Origin of the sequence: Vibrio sp. RE86 (assembly GCF_013114545.1) — a bacterium.
Taxonomy (GTDB): Bacteria; Pseudomonadota; Gammaproteobacteria; order Enterobacterales; family Vibrionaceae; genus Vibrio.
The window spans coordinates 127,130-145,844 of record NZ_VTXI01000005.1; the positions used below are offsets into that span (position 1 = coordinate 127,130).

Here is an 18,715-nt window from a genome sequence, read left to right on the forward strand (position 1 = left end):
ATGATTGAAGCGGATCGCTTAATTGCGCCAGACAATGAAGTTTATAAAGAAGAAGATGTCATTGATCGTGCCATTCGTCCAAAAACGTTAAAAGACTATAAAGGTCAAGATCATGTTCGTGATCAAATGGAGATCTTTATCAAAGCCGCTCAGCTGCGTAATGAAGCATTAGACCATTTGTTGATCTTCGGTCCTCCTGGTTTGGGTAAGACCACATTGGCAAACATTGTGGCCAACGAAATGGACGTTAATATCCGTACGACATCAGGTCCTGTATTAGAGAAAGCGGGCGATTTAGCCGCTTTGCTTACCAACCTAGAAGAAAACGATGTTTTGTTCATTGATGAAATTCACCGTCTTAGCCCTATGGTTGAAGAGGTGCTCTATCCTGCGATGGAAGACTATCAATTGGATATCATGATCGGTGAAGGTCCTGCCGCACGTTCAATCAAAATTGACTTACCGCCCTTTACTTTAATTGGTGCCACGACGCGAGCAGGCTCATTGACGTCGCCACTTCGTGACCGTTTTGGTATTACCCAGCGTCTCGAATACTACAAGATCCCAGATCTGCAAAACATTGTTCAGCGCAGTGCGGATTGCCTTGGCTTGTCAATGGAGTCAGAGGGCGCATTAGAAGTAGCAAGGCGCGCGCGTGGAACTCCTCGTATCGCAAACCGACTGCTTCGACGTGTTCGTGATTACGCTGAAGTAAAAGGTGATGGCCATATTTGTGCTGATGTCGCCGATAAAGCGCTCAACATGCTTGATGTCGATGCTCAGGGCTTTGACTACATGGATAGAAAGCTTTTGCTGGCCATTATGGAGAAATTTGGGGGTGGGCCAGTTGGACTCGATAATATGGCAGCGGCCATTGGTGAAGAGAAAGACACCATTGAAGATGTCTTAGAACCTTATCTTATCCAGCAAGGCTACCTGCAAAGAACGCCACGCGGAAGAATCGCGACCGATAGGGCGTATCTTCATTTCGGAATTGAAAAATAAGTTTTCATAAGCCAGCTAATCTTAGCTGGCTTTTTCTTTGAGTGATCAAGATCACATAAATAAAAATGACCTACCACTTTTTAGGTAATTTAATTGAGTGAGTTGTTAACCACTTGTTTTGCATAAATACTTCAATCTTTCCGGAGGTAACCCTCCCGTAACAAAACCCCGCCTAAACTGTTGATACAGATCAATGTGATGAAAATCTAAACAGTAATGCCGCACAAAAGTTGATACAAATCAAAGCGAACTCTGCCTATAAACCTTTTGAAACAACCTGTTTTTAGCAGTAATATTAGCGCCAGCTATATTAGCTGATGCTTAACAATTAACTAACCGTTACGGTACATTTTTGCAACAATATTACGAACTGCGGCAACAAGTTGCTCGGTTTGTGCAATGTCGTTTAAGTTAGCTCAACGCTTACTAACAATGCATTAATGTAGAAAGTGTCTTCAGCCGACACATAGGAGTAAACATGATTGACGTAGTTGATCTGTCGCGGTTGCAATTTGCACTGACAGCGATGTATCACTTCCTCTTCGTACCTTTGACTCTAGGTATGGCATTCCTTCTTGCCATCATGGAATCTTTGTACGTAATGACGGACAAGCAAATCTATAAGGACATGACTAAGTTCTGGGGTAAGCTTTTCGGTATTAACTTTGCACTTGGTGTGGCTACTGGCCTTACCATGGAGTTCCAGTTTGGTACTAACTGGTCATACTATTCGCATTACGTAGGTGATATCTTCGGTGCACCTCTCGCGATCGAAGCCCTCGTAGCCTTCTTCTTAGAGTCTACCTTTGTAGGCCTATTCTTCTTTGGCTGGGATCGTCTATCTAAGCGTCAACACCTTGTTGTTACTTGGTTAGTTGCACTAGGTTCTAACTTCTCTGCTCTTTGGATTCTGGTTGCAAACGGCTGGATGCAAAACCCAGTGGGTGCAGAATTTAACTTCGAAACCATGCGTATGGAAATGGTGAGCTTTGCTGAGGTTGTTCTTAACCCAGTAGCTCAAGTTAAATTCGTCCATACGGTAGCATCAGGCTACACGACAGGCGCAATGTTCATTCTAGGCATCAGCTCTTACTACCTATTAAAAGGTCGTGACATCGCATTCGCACGTCGTTCATTCGCTATTGCAGCTTCATTCGGTATGGCAGCAATCCTTTCTGTAATCGTACTAGGTGATGAATCTGGTTACGAGCTAGGTGAAGTACAGAAAGTGAAACTAGCTGCAGTTGAAGCGGAATGGCACACAGAACCAGCTCCGGCAGCATTCACTCTATTTGGTCTTCCAAACCAAGAGACAATGCACACGGATTACGCGATTAAGATCCCTTACGTTATGGGTATTATTGCAACGCGTTCTTTTGACGAGCAAGTAACAGGTCTACGTGATCTACGTGAAGAGCACGTTGACCGTATCCGTACAGGTATGTACGCGTACGAGTTGCTAGAAAAACTTCGTGCAGGCGACAAGTCTGAAGAAAACATGGCAGCCTTTGACGAAGTGAAAGGTGACCTAGGTTACGGCCTTCTTCTTAAGCGCTACACAGAAAACGTTGTTGACGCGACTGAAGACCAAATTCAAGCGGCAGCGGATGATTCTATCCCGACAGTTTGGCCTCTATTCTGGTCATTCCGTATCATGGTAGCGTGTGGTTTCATCATGCTATTCGTGTTTGGTGCTGCATTCGTTCAAACATGTCGTCAGAAGATCGAACAGAAACCTTGGATCCTAAAAGCAGCACTATTTAGTATCCCACTTCCTTGGATTGCAATCGAAGCAGGTTGGTTTGTTGCAGAGTATGGTCGTCAGCCGTGGGCAGTAGGTGAAATCCTACCAACACATGTTGCTGCATCTGCGCTAACTCTTGAGCAATTGTGGACGTCACTCTTCGCAATTATCGCACTGTACACAGTGTTCCTAATTGCTGAGGTTTACCTAATGCTTAAATTTGCACGTAAAGGTCCAAGCAGCCTGAAAACAGGTCGTTACCACTTCGAACAAAACGCTAACTCTGTTGAAGACAAAGTCGGCCGTTCAGTCGAAGTATAAGTGAGGGAATATTATGTTTGATTACGAAATCTTACGACTTATTTGGTGGGTTCTGATTGGTGTTCTGCTAGTTGGATTCGCAGTAACAGACGGCTTTGATATGGGTGTTGCATCGCTTTCACCTGTTATCGGTAAAACGGATACAGAGCGTCGTATCATGCTAAACACGATTGCCCCTCACTGGGACGGCAACCAAGTTTGGCTAATCACTGCTGGTGGTGCGCTATTTGCTGCATGGCCGCTTGTGTACGCTACGTCATTCTCGGGTTTCTACCTAGCAATGTACGTAACGTTAGCGGCGCTTTGGCTACGTCCACTTGCTCTTGATTACCGTTCTAAAATCGAAAACCCGAAATGGCGTAAAGCGTGGGACTACGCTCTTTGCTTTAGTGGCACTGTACCGCCAGTTATCTTCGGTGTCGCATTTGGTAACCTACTTCAAGGTGTACCGTTTGAGTTAAACAGCCTGCTAATGTCTGAGTACAAAGGTACTTTCTTCGCACTGCTTAACCCATTCGCACTTCTATGTGGCGTACTTAGCTTGATGCTATTCGTACTTCAAGGTGCAACGTGGCTGCAAATGAAGACGACAGAAGCACTGCATGTTCGCTCTCGTGGTGTTGCACAGATCACTGGTTTGATTGCAGCGGTACTATTTGTACTAGGCGGTTTCTGGGTTCAGTCAATTGACGGTTATGTTATCACTAGCACAATCGACACATTCGCTGACTCTAACCCGCTAAATAAAGAAGTCGTTCTTGAAGCTGGTGCTTGGATGACTAACTTCGAAACGTACCCAGCGCTATGGGCAGCGCCTGCAATTGGTGTGGTTATGCCACTACTAGCGGCAATCGCTTCACGTTTCGAACGTGGTGGCTTTGCGTTCCTATTCTCAAGTCTTGCTAACGCTGGTGTTATCTTGACGGCAGGTTTTGCAATGTTCCCATTCGTAATGCCTTCAAGTCTAGTACCAAACCATAGTCTGACTATGTGGGATTCAACAGCGAGTGAATTGACACTTGGTCTTATGACTGCTGTAGCGGCGGTAATGGTACCTGTAATCCTTGCTTACACGACTTGGACTTACTACAAAATGTTCGGCCGTCTAGATAAGAAACACATCGAAGACAACGACGTTTCAGCTTACTAAGGAGTATTTACTATGTGGTATTTCGCATGGATTCTAGGTGTACTACTTGCTTGTGCATTCGGTATCATCAACGCTCTTTGGTTAGAGCACTCTGAAATGATGGACAAAGACAGTGAGTAATCTCGCTGAGCAAGTAGCTAAGCTACATGCACCTGTCGATAAGGCTCTGTTTCGAGCCTTATCTCTGGTACTCGGCTTTTACCACGTTGCGATGGTGATGTGGGATCCTGAAGTTTACTCAGAATCGATTGGTGGATTTAACGCTTTTATCTCTCCATTACTGATTTGGGCTGTATGCTCAAGCATGGTGTCGGGATTGGGTTTTAAACCACGCAATTGGTATTGGCAGGTTCTATTTAGTCCTTATTTCTCGTTGGCCATCCTTATTTACCTAACGGTACTAAGATTGATTTAACGAAATAGGTCTAAAGCACCGCTCATTTTGTATAAAAAAAGCGCGACTCGATAAAGAGTGGCGCTTTTTTTTGTTTCAAGCTTTGAATTCAGTTAAATACGCTTGCATAGGTGGTAATGAGTTGCGTTATAGTAACTGTCTAACAACCAGTATGGATGCCCAAGTGAGCGAGCAAAATACGATTTTTGAATGGCCTATCACGGTCTATTACGAAGATACCGATGCGGGTGGCGTTGTTTACCATTCAAATTATCTGAAGTTTTTTGAACGTGCGCGAACCGAACTTCTGCGTGCTGCAGGTGTTTCTCAGCAAGTTCTTTTGGAACAAAACATCGGTTTTGTAGTCCGACACATGGATATCGATTTTTTGCAGGGTGCGCGCCTCGACGATCATCTTGTAGTGAAAACATCTATCGCAGACCTTAAGAAAGCCTCACTTACGTTCTGTCAGGAGATCGTTAATCCTGAAGGTAAGATATTGTGTAAGGCAATGGTTAAGGTAGCATGTATCGATAATAAGAAAATGAGGCCAAGAGCGATGCCTCAATCAATAATTATGGAGTTTACTGACAGTGACCGCTGATATTTCGATGCTCGATCTTTTCTTACAGGCAAGCTTGCTTGTAAAAATGGTGATGCTGATTCTTTTAGGTATGTCGATCGTATCTTGGGCCATGATCATTAAGCGCAGCAAGGTGCTATCCCAAGCATCAAAAGACGCTGAAACCTTTGAAGACAAATTTTGGTCGGGTACCGATCTTTCTATCCTTTATCAAACGGTGAAAAAGCGTAAAGACGATCTTTCAGGTACAGAAGAGATTTTCTACTCTGGCTTTACTGAATTTGCTCGCCTTCGTAAATCAAACTCTGATTCACCAGACTTCATTATGGAAGGCACTGGTCGAGCTATGCGTGTTTCCGTGGCTCGCGAAGTGGATGAGTTGGAAACAAACCTTCCATTCCTTGCCACTGTTGGTTCAATCAGCCCTTATATTGGTCTGTTCGGTACGGTATGGGGCATCATGCATGCCTTCATTGCACTGGGCGAAGTGAAGCAAGCGACACTGGCAATGGTTGCACCTGGTATCGCTGAAGCGCTTGTTGCAACGGCAATGGGCCTATTTGCGGCAATTCCTGCGGTAATGGCCTACAACCGATTCAGCAGTAAAGTGGGCAAGCTTGAGCACAACTACGCGACCTTCTCGGAAGAGTTCCACAGCATCCTACACCGTCAAGCAATGGCGGGTAGAGACGCCGCTAATAAGGAATAATTGCGATGGCTGGTTACCAACCTAAAAAGCGTAAAATGACCGCAGAGATCAACGTTGTTCCTTACATCGACGTGATGCTCGTATTGCTGATCATTTTCATGGTGACGTCTCCATTTGTCACTCAAGGGGTTGAAGTGGAGCTGCCGACTACAGAAGCGGCCGTTTCAGCACAAGATATGGCGGGTGATAGTGATGCCAGCTTTATCATTGTTGAAATCGATCGTGATGGTAATTTAGGTCTGAGCGTCAATGATGAAGAGATGATGCGTGGTGTTTCTCTCCAAGACATTATTGTACGCGTAAAAGCTGAGCTCTCTCTTAAACCTGACTCGCCGGTTGCGGTGGGTGGTGATGCAGCAACTCCGTATGCGGACGTCGTATTGGTTCTTGACGAACTGAGTCGTGCAGGTATCCCGAAAGTCGGGCTGCTGACAGATATAAAGGAATAACTTTCGTCGTTCATGAAAGAGAATAAACCTAAGAAAAGTGACTACAAGAAGCCGATACTGATTTCGGCTTCTTTACATGCTGTTTTGATTGTTGCCTTGATTTGGGGAACAGATTTCACAATGTCCAAACCTGAGCCTGTTGGGCGCATGGTTCAAGCCGTTGTGATTGACCCTGATTTAGTCAGACAGCAAGCTCAACAAATTCGCAGCCAGCGAGAGCAAGCGGCGAAAAAAGAGCAGGACCGCTTAGATAAGCTGCGCCGTGAAAGCGAACAGCTTGAGAGAAATCGCAAAGCGGAAGAAGAGCGAATTCGAAAACTGAAAGAGCAGCAAGCTAAAGAGGCTAAAGCGGCTCGAGAAGCTGAAAAACGTCGACTTGCGAAAGAAAAAGAGCGTAAAGCGGAAGAACAACGCGCTAAAAAAGAGAAAGAGCGCGCTGCAAAGTTAGAAGCAGAGCGTAAGACCAAAGAGCAAGCGGTCAAGAAAGCTGAGCAAGAACGTTTAGCGAAACAAGCGGCCATTGCTAAAGCAGAGAAAGAGCGAATTGAGCGTGAAAAAGCGGCTCAAGAAGCAAAAGAGAAAGCACGTCGTGAACGTGAAGCGGCTGAAAAAGCTGAGCAAGAACGTATAGCGAAAGAGAAAGCTGCAAAAGAAGCCGCTGAAAAAGCGCGTAAAGAGACAGAACGTCTCGAACGTTTAGAGCGTGAGCGTAAAGAGCAAGAAGCGGCATTAAATGACATTTTTGCAGGGTTAGAGTCGGAATCTGAATTGAATAGCTCGGCACGTTCTAGTCATTTATCAAGCGAAGCCGACCGCTATGGTGCGATTTATACCCAGCTGATTCAGCAGAATCTACTTCTAGAGGACAGTTTCAGGGGAAAGTCGTGCAAGGTTAACTTGCGTCTGATCCCAACGGGAGCGGACGCAATTGTTGGCGATCTTTCAGTGCTAGGTGGAGACAGCAGATTGTGCGCAGCAACGAAACGGGCTGTTGCTCAAGTAAACAGCTTTCCTCTACCGGCTGACCCGGAAGTGGTTAATAAAGTAAAGAATATCAATTTAACTGTAGTACCTGATTTATAAGGAAAAGCTTGTGTTAAAGCGACTAATATTAGGATGTATGCTCACTGTGATGGGTGTGTTCCAAACCGCAAATGCGGCTCTGGAACTGGTAATTACAGATGGTATTGATTCGGCACGTCCGATAGCAATCGTACCATTCAAGTGGGAAGGTGCAGGTAAACTGCCAGAAGATGTGTCTGCTGTGATTGCTTCTGATCTACAGCGAAGTGGTAAGTTTAGTCCAGTGGCGACGAGCAAAATGCCGCAAACTCCTTACAACGAGTCTGAAGTCGATTTTAGTGCTTGGACAGGACTAGGTGTAGATGCGCTTGTGACAGGCTCTATTACTCAAAACGCTGAAGGTAATTACGTCATCAATTATCAACTTGTTGATGTGGTTCGTGGTCAATTAACACAAGGCCAAAGCAAAGCGCTAAGTAATGATGGCCAACTGGTTCTCTCTAAAGATCACGTTGTCTTTAACAAGCGAGCGACCGTTCCAGGCAAGCGAATGCGCGAATATGCTCACCGAATTTCGGATCTTGTTTATGAAGCACTTACGGGTGAGAAAGGCGCATTCTTAACACGTATTGCTTATGTTGTAGTGAATGACAAAGAACAGTTCCCATATCAGCTACGTGTTTCTGATTATGATGGCTTCAACGAGCGTCTAGTACTTCGTTCTAAGCAGCCGCTAATGTCTCCAGCATGGTCTCCAGATGGTAAAAAGCTTGCGTACGTGAGTTTCCAAAACGGTCAAGCTGAAATCTTTATCATGAACATCTATACAGGCGAGCGTGAGAAAGTAACGTCATACCCACGTCACAATGGCGCGCCAAGATTCTCTCCTGATGGCGGCAAACTGGCATTGGTCCTATCCAAAACGGGTAGCCTGCAGGTGTACACTCTAGACCTAAATACGCGTAAGCTCACCCAAATCACCCGTGGCCGCTCAAACAATACGGAGCCATTTTGGCACCCTGATGGCAAATCCCTAATCTTTACGTCGGATAGGGGTGGAAAACCTCAAATTTATCAAGTAGATTTGGCAAATGGTTCGACTAACCGTTTAACTTGGCAAGGTAGCCAGAACCTAGGTGGACAAATTACACCTGATGGTCGCTTCCTAGTGATGGTTAACCGCAGTAACTCTGGTTTTAATTTAGCGAAGCTTGATTTAGAAACTGGAGCAATGCAAACGTTGACCAAGACACTGCTTGATGAATCACCAAGTATTGCGCCAAATGGCGGAATGGTCATTTATAGCTCGATCTATAACAAAACGAATGTGCTTTCAATGGTGTCCATTGATGGACGATTCAAAGCAAGATTACCGGCGACAAATGGGCGAGTTCGTGCGCCAGCATGGTCTCCATTTTTGTAGCAAGTAAGTATCAATAATAAGGAAACTATAACAATGCAACTGAACAAAGTTCTTAAAGGGCTTCTAATTGCGCTACCAGTTCTAGCTGTTACAGCATGTAGCTCAAGTGACGATGCAGCAAACACTTCTGGTTCAACTGAAACTAACCAATCTGTAGTAACAGATGGCAACACAGTAGTTTCTCCAATTGGCCAAAACGGTGAGCTGTCTGAGCAAGAGCTTAAAGAGCAAGCGCTACGCGAAACTCAAACTATTTACTTCGCATTTGACAACGCAACTATCGCTGGCGATTACGAAGCAATGCTTTCTGCACACGCAGCATACCTAAGCAAGAACGCTGACCTTAACGTAACTATCGAAGGTCACGCAGACGAGCGTGGTACTCCTGAGTACAACATCGCACTAGGCGAGCGTCGTGCTACAGCAGTTGCTAAGTACCTACAAGCTCTAGGTGTTCAAGCAGACCAAATCTCTATCGTTAGCTACGGTGAAGAGAAACCACTTCTTCTAGGTCAATCAGAAGATGTTTACGCTAAGAACCGCCGCGCAGTTCTAGTGTACTAATTGAGGAATAGCCTCATGTTCAGTAACCTAAAGCGCGTTGTTACGCTTACGTTACTGGCAAGTGCAGCGAGTAGTGTACTCGCTGCACCAGCTCCAGTATCCGACCTAAGCGGTAGCAATACTGCCATTTCTTCCTCTTCAGCTCGTGGAAGCGAAACTGATATTCAGCGCTTAGAGCGCCTATTGGAAAACCGAAATCGTGTTCAGTTGCAAATGCAACAACAGCTTGACGAGATGGCGTTAGAAATTAGTGAGCTTCGTGGTCAACTTGAGAAAAGCACGTACGACATGCAGCAAATGTTGACGCGTCAACGTGAGCTCTTTATCGAACTCGATAAGGTGCGCAGTCAAACATCAGCGCCTGTCGTTGCAGACAAAACGGAACCAGCGAAGCCTGCTGGAGGGACGTTTAGCTCTGACGCCAACGAGCAGACAGCGTATCAGAATGCTGTTGATCTCATTTTGAAAAAGCGTGATTACACCGGTGCGATCGCTGCTTTCCAACAGTTTCAAAAAGATTATCCAGACTCAAGCTTCACGCCTAACTCTCACTATTGGTTAGGACAGCTCTATTTTGCTAAAAAGCAGGACAAAGAAGCGGTGAAGAGCTTTGCAGCGGTAATCACTTACAAAGATTCGAACAAGCGAGCAGACGCGCTCGTTAAACTAGGTGATATTGCCAAGCGCAATAACAATGAAGCTCAAGCGAAGAAGTACTATCAACAAGTCGTTGATGAGTATCCAAGCAGTGCATCAGCAAACTTAGCGAAACAAAATCTTTAGTTTCGGATCAAAGAATTAAAAGGAGCCCATGTTGCTCCTTTTTTGTTGCTTTCCTTTAAGAGTGGAATCTGCATATCTGTGGGGTTACAATACTCGGATTACTGGAAGTAGCGTAGCGCAAGAGCAATGAGCCACATATTAGATAAAATCGAAACAGTTTACCCATTCCCACCAAAACCGGTTCCACTGTCAGAAGACGAAAAACAAGCGTACACCGCAAATATTAAAAAGCTTCTGAAAGAGAAAGACGCGGTTTTAATTGCCCATTATTACACTGACCCTGAAATTCAAGCACTTGCTGAAGAGACAGGCGGCTTTGTGGGTGACTCTCTTGAAATGGCCAAGTTTGGTAACCGTCATCCAGCAAGCACGCTGATCATCGGTGGTGTTCGCTTTATGGGTGAATCCGCTAAGATTCTGACTCCAGAAAAACGCATCCTGATGCCAACCTTAGAAGCAGAGTGTTCTTTGGATCTTGGTTGTCCGGCTGATAAGTTCTCTGAGTTCTGTGACGCACACCCTGACCACACGGTTGTTGTTTATGCCAACACATCGGCAGCAGTAAAAGCGCGCGCAGATTGGGTGGTAACGTCAAGTATTGCCCTAGAGATCGTTGAGCACCTAGACGCTGAAGACAAGCCAATTATTTGGGGTCCAGACCGCCATTTAGGTTCTTACATTTCGAACAAGACCGGCGCAGACATGCTGCTATGGCAAGGTGAGTGTATCGTTCACGATGAGTTCTCGGCTGATGCACTGCGTAAGATGAAATCTGTCTACCCAGACGCAGCGATCTTGGTTCACCCAGAATCACCGGCAAGTGTTGTAGAGCTTGCAGATGCAGTGGGTTCTACTAGTCAGCTGATTAAAGCCGCTAAAGAGCTTCCTCATCAGAAAATGATCGTAGCAACGGATAAAGGTATCTTCTTTAAGATGCAGCAGTTGGTTCCAGAGAAAGAACTAATCGAAGCACCAACAGCCGGCGCTGGTGCGACATGTCGTAGCTGCGCGCATTGTCCTTGGATGGCAATGAACGGTCTAAAAGCGATTGAAGCGGCACTGCGTGAAGGCGGAGAAGAGCATGAAATCTTTGTTGATGAAGCGCTGCGTGTTAAGTCATTGATTCCATTAAATCGCATGCTAGATTTTGCTGAACAGCTAAATATGCAGGTTAAAGGTAACGCGTAAACCGCTTGTTATCACACTTTTGAAACCAGCCGCTTATGGCTGGTTTTTTTATCGCTTTTGTTACGTTACAAGTAATCATCGAAGCAAATACAGTAAGGAGTACTATGTCCCTCTGGGTAATATTTAGAAAGTGGCTACACACTCATCTATTTAATTTAAGCAATCGCAATCTAGCCATTTTGCTCGGCGTTTATGTTGTCTTGTCATGGACATTATTGAGAGCAAGTGGTGAGTATTCACTTACTGATGAGCTATCAACGTTCGTCTATTTCTTGATGGTGACAGCGTCGACCGTCGGGTATGGTGACTACTCCCCAGAAAGCGTCGCAGGTAAGTGGGTAGTGATCTTGTTGGTTATTCCGGGTGGATTAACACTATTTGCAGCATTGATAGGTCGCTTAGCGACAAGCGCTGTTGAGTATTGGCGTGCAGGTATATTAGGTAAACGGAGAGTTGGTGTGGAAAATCATATATTACTGTTGGGTTGGAATGGGCAGCGTACTATGCACCTCATTCGCATGTTGCAGCATGAAGAAGAAGGAAAACGCCCGATTGTACTGTGTAGTCGATCTGATATTGAGAACCCACTGCCAGGTGAAATAGGGTTTGTGAAGGTGACAAGTTACACTGACTCCCAAGAGATGGAAAAGGCGGCAATTCAAAAGGCGAGTTGTATCGTCGTTGATAACCTAGAAGATGATATTACGCTATCGGCTGCACTCTACAGCGCGAACGTCAATCCAAATGCACATCTATTGGCTTACTTCAAAGATGAAGCCTTGAGTAATCTTCTGAATCAACACTGCCCGAATGCAGAGTGTATTCCTGCTGTTGGGGCTGAGATGCTGGCAAAAGCGGCGGTAGACCCAGGTTCAAGTGCACTTCATCAAGAGCTTTTAGCATCAACGCGAGGAATGACTCAGTACTCAACGGAGTATCCGTCAGATCGTTCGACGATATTAGTGCAAGATGCGTTTCAATTTATGAAGCAAGCCCATCAAGCGACCTTGATTGCCTTAGATGTGGGGCACGGCATTGAGCTCAACCCTGATCTTGATAGAGAAATCTCACCGGGTTCAAAGGTGTTCTACATTGCTGACGAACGAATTGACGAGTTTGCTTGGCACAAAATAGACAAGTAGAAACGAAAAATCGCAGCCGAAACTGCGATTTTTTTGTTCAGCGACAAGTGGTCGATTATGGCTGTTCAACTAGCATCGAACCACGCATCGTCAGGCCGCATAGCATGGTTGGCATTGCGTTGAAGATTTCTTCAAACTGCTCTAATCCTTCAATACCTTGTTCTGCCAACGTAGCGATAGACGTTTCTGGGTCATAAAGCATACTCAGAGACAGCAACACACCACCTAGCAGTGCATTGTCTTCACTTTCTTCTGGCATAATGGTTTCCCAATCATCACGAGCCAGTTGCCAACCTTGCAGTACACCTTCACAGAAATCTCGTGTTGCTTCGGTCACAATGTCTTCTTCATCCAGTGTACATGCTTCTGGCCACACCCAACGGTTTTCAAGTAGTGCGGGGCGGTATTCGTTCCACAGGTTGATGATATGTTCGATATAGGTTTCTAACTGTTCACCATCACCAAATGGCGCGACTTCTTCACCACCCCAAAGGAAGGGTAGCCACTCATGTGGAGTCAATACATGAGGTGCAGCAGCCATCGCTGTTACAAAGCCATGTGTTTTCGCTTCGTTAATAAGCTTACCTTCAAGTTCAGGTAAAGAGAGAAGTTGTTGTAGAGTCAAAATAGCTACCCTATAAAAGTTGGGACTTGTGATGTGGCAATGGTAACAGTCAAGACTTGATAGAAAAAGGTTGCTGTGTATATATATTCGCTATAATTTTTATTAAACAACAAAAATTCAAAGATTTATGGATATACGCTCGTCGTTAAAAAGGAAAAGTATTATTGCGCTAGCCATCTATTTGGCACTGGCTGTCGCATTGATTGGTACGATCAGCTATATGGTCGTTGAGCCGCCGACGCGCGAGCAACTGACCAAAAACCTCGACTTACGCACAGAGCTTATCTCCACACAGATCAAAGAACCTATTAATAAGTCTCTTGGTATCTTGCAAGGCGTCGTCAGTATTGGCAGTAACAACGAGTCGCAAGAACATCAAGCATACTTACTGCACAAACTGTTTTCATTGATTGATGACGTGACCATCAGTGGCGGTTTATGGCCAGTACCTTATTCTGTCGAGTCAGACCAGGCATTCAAAAGTCTTTTCTTTAATCGCGCTAATGATGGGAAAGTGGATCAAATCCTCTCATGGGATAACCCTCAATCGGGTGGTTATAACAGTGAAATGTGGTACACCTCAGTCGTCGATAAACCCCTAGGTACGGTCTCATGGTCTCCGGTTTATATTGATTCGTTCACCCATATCCAGATGATTACTGCCTCCTCGCCCTATTATATTGATGGCCAGTTTGCTGGCGTCGCAACGGTTGATATCTCATTGGAGTCGTTAGTTGACTTCGTTCGATTACACGCCGAAGAGTATGATCTTGGCGTGATACTCCGTGATGGCTATGGTGACGTGATCACCGAATATAACTTCCAACTCGCAGACAATATCTACATCAGTAAGCACACATTTGGTGACTTCAATTGGAGTGTTGATGTCGTGAATGCGAAACGCTTAGTGGCTGAGCAGGTCTATGACTTGGTCACGAAAGTTGAGGCCGTAATTGTGCCTATCATGTTGGCATTCGTAATGTTTGGCTACTTCTTGATCAATCGCTTCTTAATCTCTCCAATTGTTGTCATTGCGCGCAGCGTAGAAGAGTCCAAACAGGGTGGCACAATTGAACTTCGCTACAACAGTAACGATGAAATCAAATATTTGATCGACTCATTCAATCAAAAAACGGTCTATCTCGAAGAAGAGAAAGTAAAAGCACAAGCGTCAACCAAAGCGAAAAGCGCATTTTTAGCCACTTTGTCCCATGAGATTCGAACCCCGATGAATGGCGTGTTAGGTACGGCACAAATTCTACTGAAAAGCGACCTGACTAACGAGCAGCGCAAACACATGAAGACGCTTTACGAATCAGGCGAGCATATGATGACGCTGCTCAATGAGATTCTCGACTTCTCCAAGGTTGAGCAAGGGCGTATCGAACTCGAACGCGCGCCATTTCCGCTAGAGGCGATCATAGGGAGTATTAATAGTGTTTACTATACCTTGTGCTCAGAAAAGGGCTTACAGTTCAAAGTGTATTCAGAGGTACCTGAAGGGCGCTGGTATCAGTGTGATAAAGCACGTTTAAGACAAGTTCTGTTTAACTTGCTCAACAATGCCGTTAAGTTCACGTCTCGTGGGTATGTAGAAGCGAGCTTTAAAGAAGAGAGAAGAGGAGCGGACAACTACCTTATTATCCGTGTGAGAGATACCGGTATTGGTATCGACAAGTCTGCGCAAGATAAAATCTTCAAACCTTTTGAGCAGGCAGAGTCTTCAACGACTCGCCGTTTTGGAGGAACAGGACTAGGCCTTGCGATTGTGAAACAGCTTTGCGAATTAATGGATGGGGATATCAAACTCACCAGCGAAGTCGGGATTGGCTCGAGTTTTGAAGTCGCTCTTAGACTCGATGTGAGTGAGCCAATTTTGTCCGAATTTACCGAACATGAACGATTAGATTACCGTGGCCTCAAAGTGCTGATTGTGGAAGATAATCGCACCAACTCAATCATACTGAATACCTTTATGACCAATAAAGGCTTCTTTTGCGACTGTGTTGAAAATGGCGAACTTGCGGTACACGCCGTCAGAACAGGAGAATACGACCTTATTCTAATGGATAACCACATGCCAGTGATGGACGGCGTCGAATCTACCACCGCAATTCGATCACTGCCAGATGATCGGTCGAACGTGCTTATTTTTGGCTGTACTGCGGATGTATTCAAAGATACATGGAAACGAATGATGGCGGCTGGCACGAATTACATCATCTCTAAACCTATCGATGAAACTGAACTTGATGATGCCTTGTTGAGCCACTCAGCTCAGCTGTACCAATATAAACCTAAGCTACTCAAGATGGCGAAAGAACCCGCTCAAATTCTCGTAGAAGAGCCTTTGATGATGTTCTTTATGGCCATAGAAAATCAGGACCTAAAAACGGCGAAAACGAACTTTGAACAGATAAAACATCGCCTAGGCAACGAAGTATCTGGTGTTTTAGAAAGTAACCTAACACAGATTAATACCGATTTATCTGAAGGGAAATTTCCAACTCAAGATGATATCGATGTTCTAGCAGTAGAATTAAAAGATTACTGTAACTAAATTACATCAATGTGATGAATAATTGTTCTAAGTCACGAAAGTTAGCGATTTCATCTAGTTTAATTCCATAATTTGGTTGTTTATTTACTTCTTTGTTTTAACTTTGAAATCTAAAACTGTAATTTTAATGATTTAATAGCCTTATCAACTGGTCAGTATGATTGGTTGTAGAGGTATGTTTTGTTGATTCGTTGATTTTATAGTTTTTTGTTTTGAGGTAAGAATGAAGTCTCGTGGACCTTTTTGCATTCGCAACGCTGCTGCAGATACGTTTGCAATGGTAGTTTTCTGCTTTATTTCTGGAATGATCATTGAGATTTTCATTTCGGGTATGACGTTTGAGCAATCTCTTGCTTCACGAACTCTATCGATTCCCGTCAATATCGCTATCGCTTGGCCTTACGGTATGTTCCGTGATTTTGTACTACGCCAAGGTTCACGCCTTTCTGACACAGGTGTGATGAAAAACATCTCCGACCTTGTCGCTTACGTGCTATTCCAATCGCCCGTGTATGCCGCGATTCTTTTCACTGTTGGTGCATCGACTGATCAAATTATCACGGCAGTGACATCTAACGCTGTAGTTTCATGCGGAATGGGTGTGCTTTATGGTTACTTCCTAGATATGTGCCGTAAATGGTTCAAAGTACCGGGCTACTATCAGGAAGCCTAATTGCATGATTCATGATCGAATGTGTTAGTTAATAACCAATCAAACAATCTAAGACGCTTTTTTTAGGTATTAGGCTTGACCTAACCCATTAGAATCATTAAATTAGCGCCTCGTTGGTTAACGATACCAACCACAATTTGATTCGGTGAGTTGTCCGAGTGGCTGAAGGAGCACGCCTGGAAAGTGTGTATACGGCAACGTATCGAGAGTTCGAATCTCTCACTCACCGCCACATTCATGATTAAAGACGTCCCAGGACGTCTTTTTTCTTGCCTAAAGAAAAGTAAAATCAATAACTTACGTGTTTTTACGGTCTCAAGAGCTTTCATTAAATCCCACGACACAGGTAATACTTTGAGTAATACCAAGCTTGAATATTGGTGTTAGTATTACTACGAATGAGCATATTTCTGGTATTACTTTGGGCCAAATTTAGGTATGAGTTTAATTGACTAACTCTATGTAAATTAAGGATATATTGAGCTAGCTGTAATACCAAAATCTTCAAGAAATTATGCTCTTTAGCTAGGTATTACTTGAGGGATCAAAATGGCATTTAAACTTACGGCAAGACAAGCTCAAACCGCCAAGCCACAGGACAAAACTTATCGTTTATCAGATGGTCGTAACCTTTATCTTTGCGTCAGACCAAGTGGCTCAAAATCATGGCAGTTTCGTTATACCCGCCCACTGCAAAGTAAAGTGACTTACCTTTCTTTTGGTACATATCCCGAAGTCAGTCTTGCCGAGGCTCGTGATAAAGCTTACGAAGCTCGTAAAATGCTTAACGACGGTATTGATCCCCAGGTGGCAAAGCAGGCTGAGAAAGCGAAACTTATCGCAGAGCATCAGGCCACTTTTCAAAATGTCGCTTTAGAGTGGAAATCCAGTAAAGAAGGGTCGGTAAAAGAAAAGACTCTGCATGACAATTGGAGAAAGCTCGAAACTTATGCTTTCCCTGCATTGGGAACGCTTCCTATCTCTCAAATTACCGCACCAATTGCGATTGCAAGCTTGCGCCCAACAGAAGCATTAGGTCGTCTTGAAACCGTGAAACGCACAGTTCAGTTGCTCAACGAAGTCATGAACTATGCGGTTAACAGTGGGTTGATTCATGCGAATCCGCTAATTGGGATTAGAGATGTGTTCAAGAAGCCTCAAGTTACACACATGAAGGCCCTCAAACCGCATGAGATTAAGGACCTTGTTAAGCATGTTGCAACAGCGAATATCCAACTTGTCACTCGCTTTTTGATTGAGTGGCAGCTTCATACAATGGTTCGACCAAATGAAGCGTCAGGTGCTCGCTGGGATGAAATCGATTATGATAAGCGGCTTTGGATGATCCCGAAAGAGCGCATGAAAATGGGACGTGCCCATGTTGTTCCTTTGACTACGCAAACTCTCGCCATACTGGACGCAATCAAACCAATAAGCGGTCATCGTGAATTTGTTTTCCCTTCATCTCGCAACCCTAAAGTACCTACCGATTCTGAAACGGCGAATAAAGCATTAGGCCGAATGGGTATGAAAAATAGAACAACGGCTCACGGTCTGCGCGCACTGGCTAGTACAACCTTAAATGAGCAAGGCTTCGATCCTGATGTAATTGAAGCAGCATTGGCCCACACCGACAAAAACCAGATCCGAAAAGCCTACAATCGAACCGATTATTTAGAGTCTCGTCGTAAGTTGATGAGCTGGTGGAGTGAGCACATCGAGAAATCGAGTTACGGTACTTTCAGTACGACCAGATCTACAGAACTATAGCCAGATGAGAAGGCAAGATACGTTTTAAGAAGGAACTGAAAATATGTCTGTACCCTCGACAATCTTAACGTGTGATCGATGCGGTTTTAGTAGCTCGACCTCACGGGGCTCTGGAAACTATAAATACCTCATCGAAGGCAAAGAAGTGTACGTGAGTAAAATGCTAGGTTGGTGCCAAGACTGTAATAATTTTCAAGCGATAGAACACTTTGATGCAGATAGGCCATGGAATGAAATCATCGAATGTCGTGAAGAAATTGAGCGGTTGAAATCGCGCTATTTACCTTGGAAGAATCGCAGGTATATCCGTTACCAACAAGATACCATCGAACAAAACACTCAACTGCTTTATGTTTTCGCCAAACGAAAGGGAAGTGAAAAGTGCTTAACGTGTGGCAGTCAGAAAATTATCCCATTCGATGGAGATTGCTCGCTCAAGCTAGATGCCGAAGCGTATGTCTATACGGGTGAAAAACCGACAGGATTTAAACATCCAGGTTGTGGCGGCGAATTTGTAGCGACACCTGCTGAAGTTCGCCTTAGCTTGAGACGAGCTACAGTTTATTACGATATCGCAGGAAATAAGCTTTGATGTCGTAGTCGCCTCAC

General features: G+C 44.6%; 19 protein-coding genes and 1 tRNA gene. 19 read left to right on the forward strand and 1 reads right to left on the reverse strand.

Annotation, left to right across the window (positions count from 1 at the left end):
• The 14 genes from ruvB to F0231_RS07030 all read left to right on the forward strand — a co-directional run bounded on the left by ruvB (window position 1) and on the right by F0231_RS07030 (window position 12,478).
• On the forward strand, window positions 1-1,005 hold the full coding sequence (gene ruvB, locus F0231_RS06965) for a Holliday junction branch migration DNA helicase RuvB (protein WP_171758996.1): 1,005 nt from the start codon (window positions 1-3) through the stop codon (window positions 1,003-1,005).
• A 478-nt stretch (window positions 1,006-1,483) separates the two neighbouring features.
• The gene (cydA, locus tag F0231_RS06970; RefSeq protein WP_171758997.1) at window positions 1,484-3,070 is read left to right on the forward strand and encodes a cytochrome ubiquinol oxidase subunit I; all 1,587 of its coding nucleotides are present in this window, start codon (window positions 1,484-1,486) and stop codon (window positions 3,068-3,070) included.
• 13 nt (window positions 3,071-3,083) lie between these two features.
• Window positions 3,084-4,220 (forward strand): cytochrome d ubiquinol oxidase subunit II, encoded by a 1,137-nt coding sequence (cydB, locus tag F0231_RS06975; protein ID WP_171758998.1) that lies wholly within the window; start codon window positions 3,084-3,086, stop codon window positions 4,218-4,220.
• A gap of 12 nt (window positions 4,221-4,232) precedes the next feature.
• Window positions 4,233-4,340, forward strand: coding sequence for a cytochrome bd-I oxidase subunit CydX (gene cydX, locus F0231_RS06980; RefSeq protein ID WP_000270284.1), 108 nt, complete (start codon window positions 4,233-4,235; stop codon window positions 4,338-4,340).
• Window positions 4,333-4,635, forward strand: coding sequence for a cyd operon protein YbgE (gene ybgE / locus F0231_RS06985; protein WP_171758999.1), 303 nt, complete (start codon window positions 4,333-4,335; stop codon window positions 4,633-4,635). The genes cydX and ybgE overlap by 8 nt, the downstream gene beginning before the upstream one ends.
• 151 nt (window positions 4,636-4,786) lie before the next feature.
• Entirely contained in the window at window positions 4,787-5,218 is a 432-nt protein-coding gene (ybgC, locus tag F0231_RS06990; RefSeq protein ID WP_171759113.1) for a tol-pal system-associated acyl-CoA thioesterase, read from the forward strand.
• The gene (gene tolQ / locus F0231_RS06995) at window positions 5,208-5,906 is read left to right on the forward strand and encodes a protein TolQ (protein ID WP_171759000.1); all 699 of its coding nucleotides are present in this window, start codon (window positions 5,208-5,210) and stop codon (window positions 5,904-5,906) included. The genes ybgC and tolQ overlap by 11 nt, the downstream gene beginning before the upstream one ends.
• A gap of 5 nt (window positions 5,907-5,911) precedes the next feature.
• A complete protein-coding gene (locus F0231_RS07000; RefSeq protein WP_171759001.1) occupies window positions 5,912-6,355 on the forward strand; it encodes an ExbD/TolR family protein in 444 nt (147 codons plus the stop codon).
• Between the two features lie 12 nt (window positions 6,356-6,367).
• Entirely contained in the window at window positions 6,368-7,438 is a 1,071-nt protein-coding gene (tolA, locus tag F0231_RS07005) for a cell envelope integrity protein TolA (RefSeq protein ID WP_171759002.1), read from the forward strand.
• Window positions 7,439-7,448: 10 nt separating this feature from the next.
• The gene (gene tolB, locus F0231_RS07010; RefSeq protein WP_171759003.1) at window positions 7,449-8,801 is read left to right on the forward strand and encodes a Tol-Pal system beta propeller repeat protein TolB; all 1,353 of its coding nucleotides are present in this window, start codon (window positions 7,449-7,451) and stop codon (window positions 8,799-8,801) included.
• Window positions 8,802-8,834: 33 nt separating this feature from the next.
• Window positions 8,835-9,365 carry a peptidoglycan-associated lipoprotein Pal gene (gene pal / locus F0231_RS07015; RefSeq protein ID WP_171759004.1) on the forward strand — a complete coding sequence of 177 codons (531 nt, stop codon included), beginning with the start codon at window positions 8,835-8,837 and terminating at the stop codon, window positions 9,363-9,365.
• 15 nt (window positions 9,366-9,380) lie between these two features.
• Window positions 9,381-10,148, forward strand: coding sequence for a tol-pal system protein YbgF (gene ybgF, locus F0231_RS07020; protein ID WP_171759005.1), 768 nt, complete (start codon window positions 9,381-9,383; stop codon window positions 10,146-10,148).
• A 126-nt stretch (window positions 10,149-10,274) separates the two neighbouring features.
• Window positions 10,275-11,336, forward strand: a complete 1,062-nt coding sequence (gene nadA, locus F0231_RS07025; RefSeq protein ID WP_171759006.1) for a quinolinate synthase NadA — start codon at window positions 10,275-10,277, stop codon at window positions 11,334-11,336.
• 104 nt (window positions 11,337-11,440) lie between these two features.
• The gene (locus F0231_RS07030; protein WP_171759007.1) at window positions 11,441-12,478 is read left to right on the forward strand and encodes a potassium channel family protein; all 1,038 of its coding nucleotides are present in this window, start codon (window positions 11,441-11,443) and stop codon (window positions 12,476-12,478) included.
• A 55-nt stretch (window positions 12,479-12,533) separates the two neighbouring features.
• Here the strand turns inward: F0231_RS07030 and F0231_RS07035 are convergent, their stop codons facing one another.
• Window positions 12,534-13,103, reverse strand: a complete 570-nt coding sequence (locus tag F0231_RS07035) for a UPF0149 family protein (protein WP_171759008.1) — start codon at window positions 13,101-13,103, stop codon at window positions 12,534-12,536.
• A 127-nt stretch (window positions 13,104-13,230) separates the two neighbouring features.
• On the opposite strand from F0231_RS07035, the gene F0231_RS07040 reads away from it, so the two are divergent.
• The 5 genes from F0231_RS07040 (at window position 13,231) to F0231_RS07060 (ending at window position 18,698) form a co-directional block, all read left to right on the forward strand.
• A complete protein-coding gene (locus tag F0231_RS07040) occupies window positions 13,231-15,663 on the forward strand; it encodes a hybrid sensor histidine kinase/response regulator (RefSeq protein WP_171759009.1) in 2,433 nt (810 codons plus the stop codon).
• 223 nt (window positions 15,664-15,886) lie between these two features.
• The gene (locus tag F0231_RS07045) at window positions 15,887-16,336 is read left to right on the forward strand and encodes an L-alanine exporter AlaE (protein WP_171759010.1); all 450 of its coding nucleotides are present in this window, start codon (window positions 15,887-15,889) and stop codon (window positions 16,334-16,336) included.
• 144 nt (window positions 16,337-16,480) lie between these two features.
• Window positions 16,481-16,568 (forward strand) — tRNA-Ser (locus F0231_RS07050).
• Between the two features lie 317 nt (window positions 16,569-16,885).
• Window positions 16,886-18,106 (forward strand): tyrosine-type recombinase/integrase, encoded by a 1,221-nt coding sequence (locus F0231_RS07055; protein WP_171759011.1) that lies wholly within the window; start codon window positions 16,886-16,888, stop codon window positions 18,104-18,106.
• Window positions 18,107-18,149: 43 nt separating this feature from the next.
• Window positions 18,150-18,698: a hypothetical protein gene (locus F0231_RS07060; protein ID WP_171759012.1), complete on the forward strand. Its 549-nt coding sequence runs from the start codon at window positions 18,150-18,152 to the stop codon at window positions 18,696-18,698.
• The last annotated feature ends 17 nt before the right edge of the window (window positions 18,699-18,715 follow it).

What these genes read in the sequence shown, in the direction of transcription:
- ybgF (WP_171759005.1), top strand. Translation starts at nt 9,381, where the DNA reads ATGTTCAGTAACCTAAAGCGCGTTGTTACGCTTACGTTACTGGCAAGT.
- F0231_RS07000 (WP_171759001.1), top strand. Translation starts at nt 5,912, where the DNA reads ATGGCTGGTTACCAACCTAAAAAGCGTAAAATGACCGCAGAGATCAAC.
- F0231_RS07045 (WP_171759010.1), top strand. Translation starts at nt 15,887, where the DNA reads ATGAAGTCTCGTGGACCTTTTTGCATTCGCAACGCTGCTGCAGATACG.
- cydA (WP_171758997.1), top strand. Translation starts at nt 1,484, where the DNA reads ATGATTGACGTAGTTGATCTGTCGCGGTTGCAATTTGCACTGACAGCG.
- tolA (WP_171759002.1), top strand. Translation starts at nt 6,368, where the DNA reads ATGAAAGAGAATAAACCTAAGAAAAGTGACTACAAGAAGCCGATACTG.
- F0231_RS07030 (WP_171759007.1), top strand. Translation starts at nt 11,441, where the DNA reads ATGTCCCTCTGGGTAATATTTAGAAAGTGGCTACACACTCATCTATTT.
- cydX (WP_000270284.1), top strand. Translation starts at nt 4,233, where the DNA reads ATGTGGTATTTCGCATGGATTCTAGGTGTACTACTTGCTTGTGCATTC.
- ybgC (WP_171759113.1), top strand. Translation starts at nt 4,787, where the DNA reads ATGGATGCCCAAGTGAGCGAGCAAAATACGATTTTTGAATGGCCTATC.
- F0231_RS07060 (WP_171759012.1), top strand. Translation starts at nt 18,150, where the DNA reads ATGTCTGTACCCTCGACAATCTTAACGTGTGATCGATGCGGTTTTAGT.
- F0231_RS07055 (WP_171759011.1), top strand. Translation starts at nt 16,886, where the DNA reads ATGGCATTTAAACTTACGGCAAGACAAGCTCAAACCGCCAAGCCACAG.
- ruvB (WP_171758996.1), top strand. Translation starts at nt 1, where the DNA reads ATGATTGAAGCGGATCGCTTAATTGCGCCAGACAATGAAGTTTATAAA.
- pal (WP_171759004.1), top strand. Translation starts at nt 8,835, where the DNA reads ATGCAACTGAACAAAGTTCTTAAAGGGCTTCTAATTGCGCTACCAGTT.
- F0231_RS07040 (WP_171759009.1), top strand. Translation starts at nt 13,231, where the DNA reads ATGGATATACGCTCGTCGTTAAAAAGGAAAAGTATTATTGCGCTAGCC.
- cydB (WP_171758998.1), top strand. Translation starts at nt 3,084, where the DNA reads ATGTTTGATTACGAAATCTTACGACTTATTTGGTGGGTTCTGATTGGT.
- nadA (WP_171759006.1), top strand. Translation starts at nt 10,275, where the DNA reads ATGAGCCACATATTAGATAAAATCGAAACAGTTTACCCATTCCCACCA.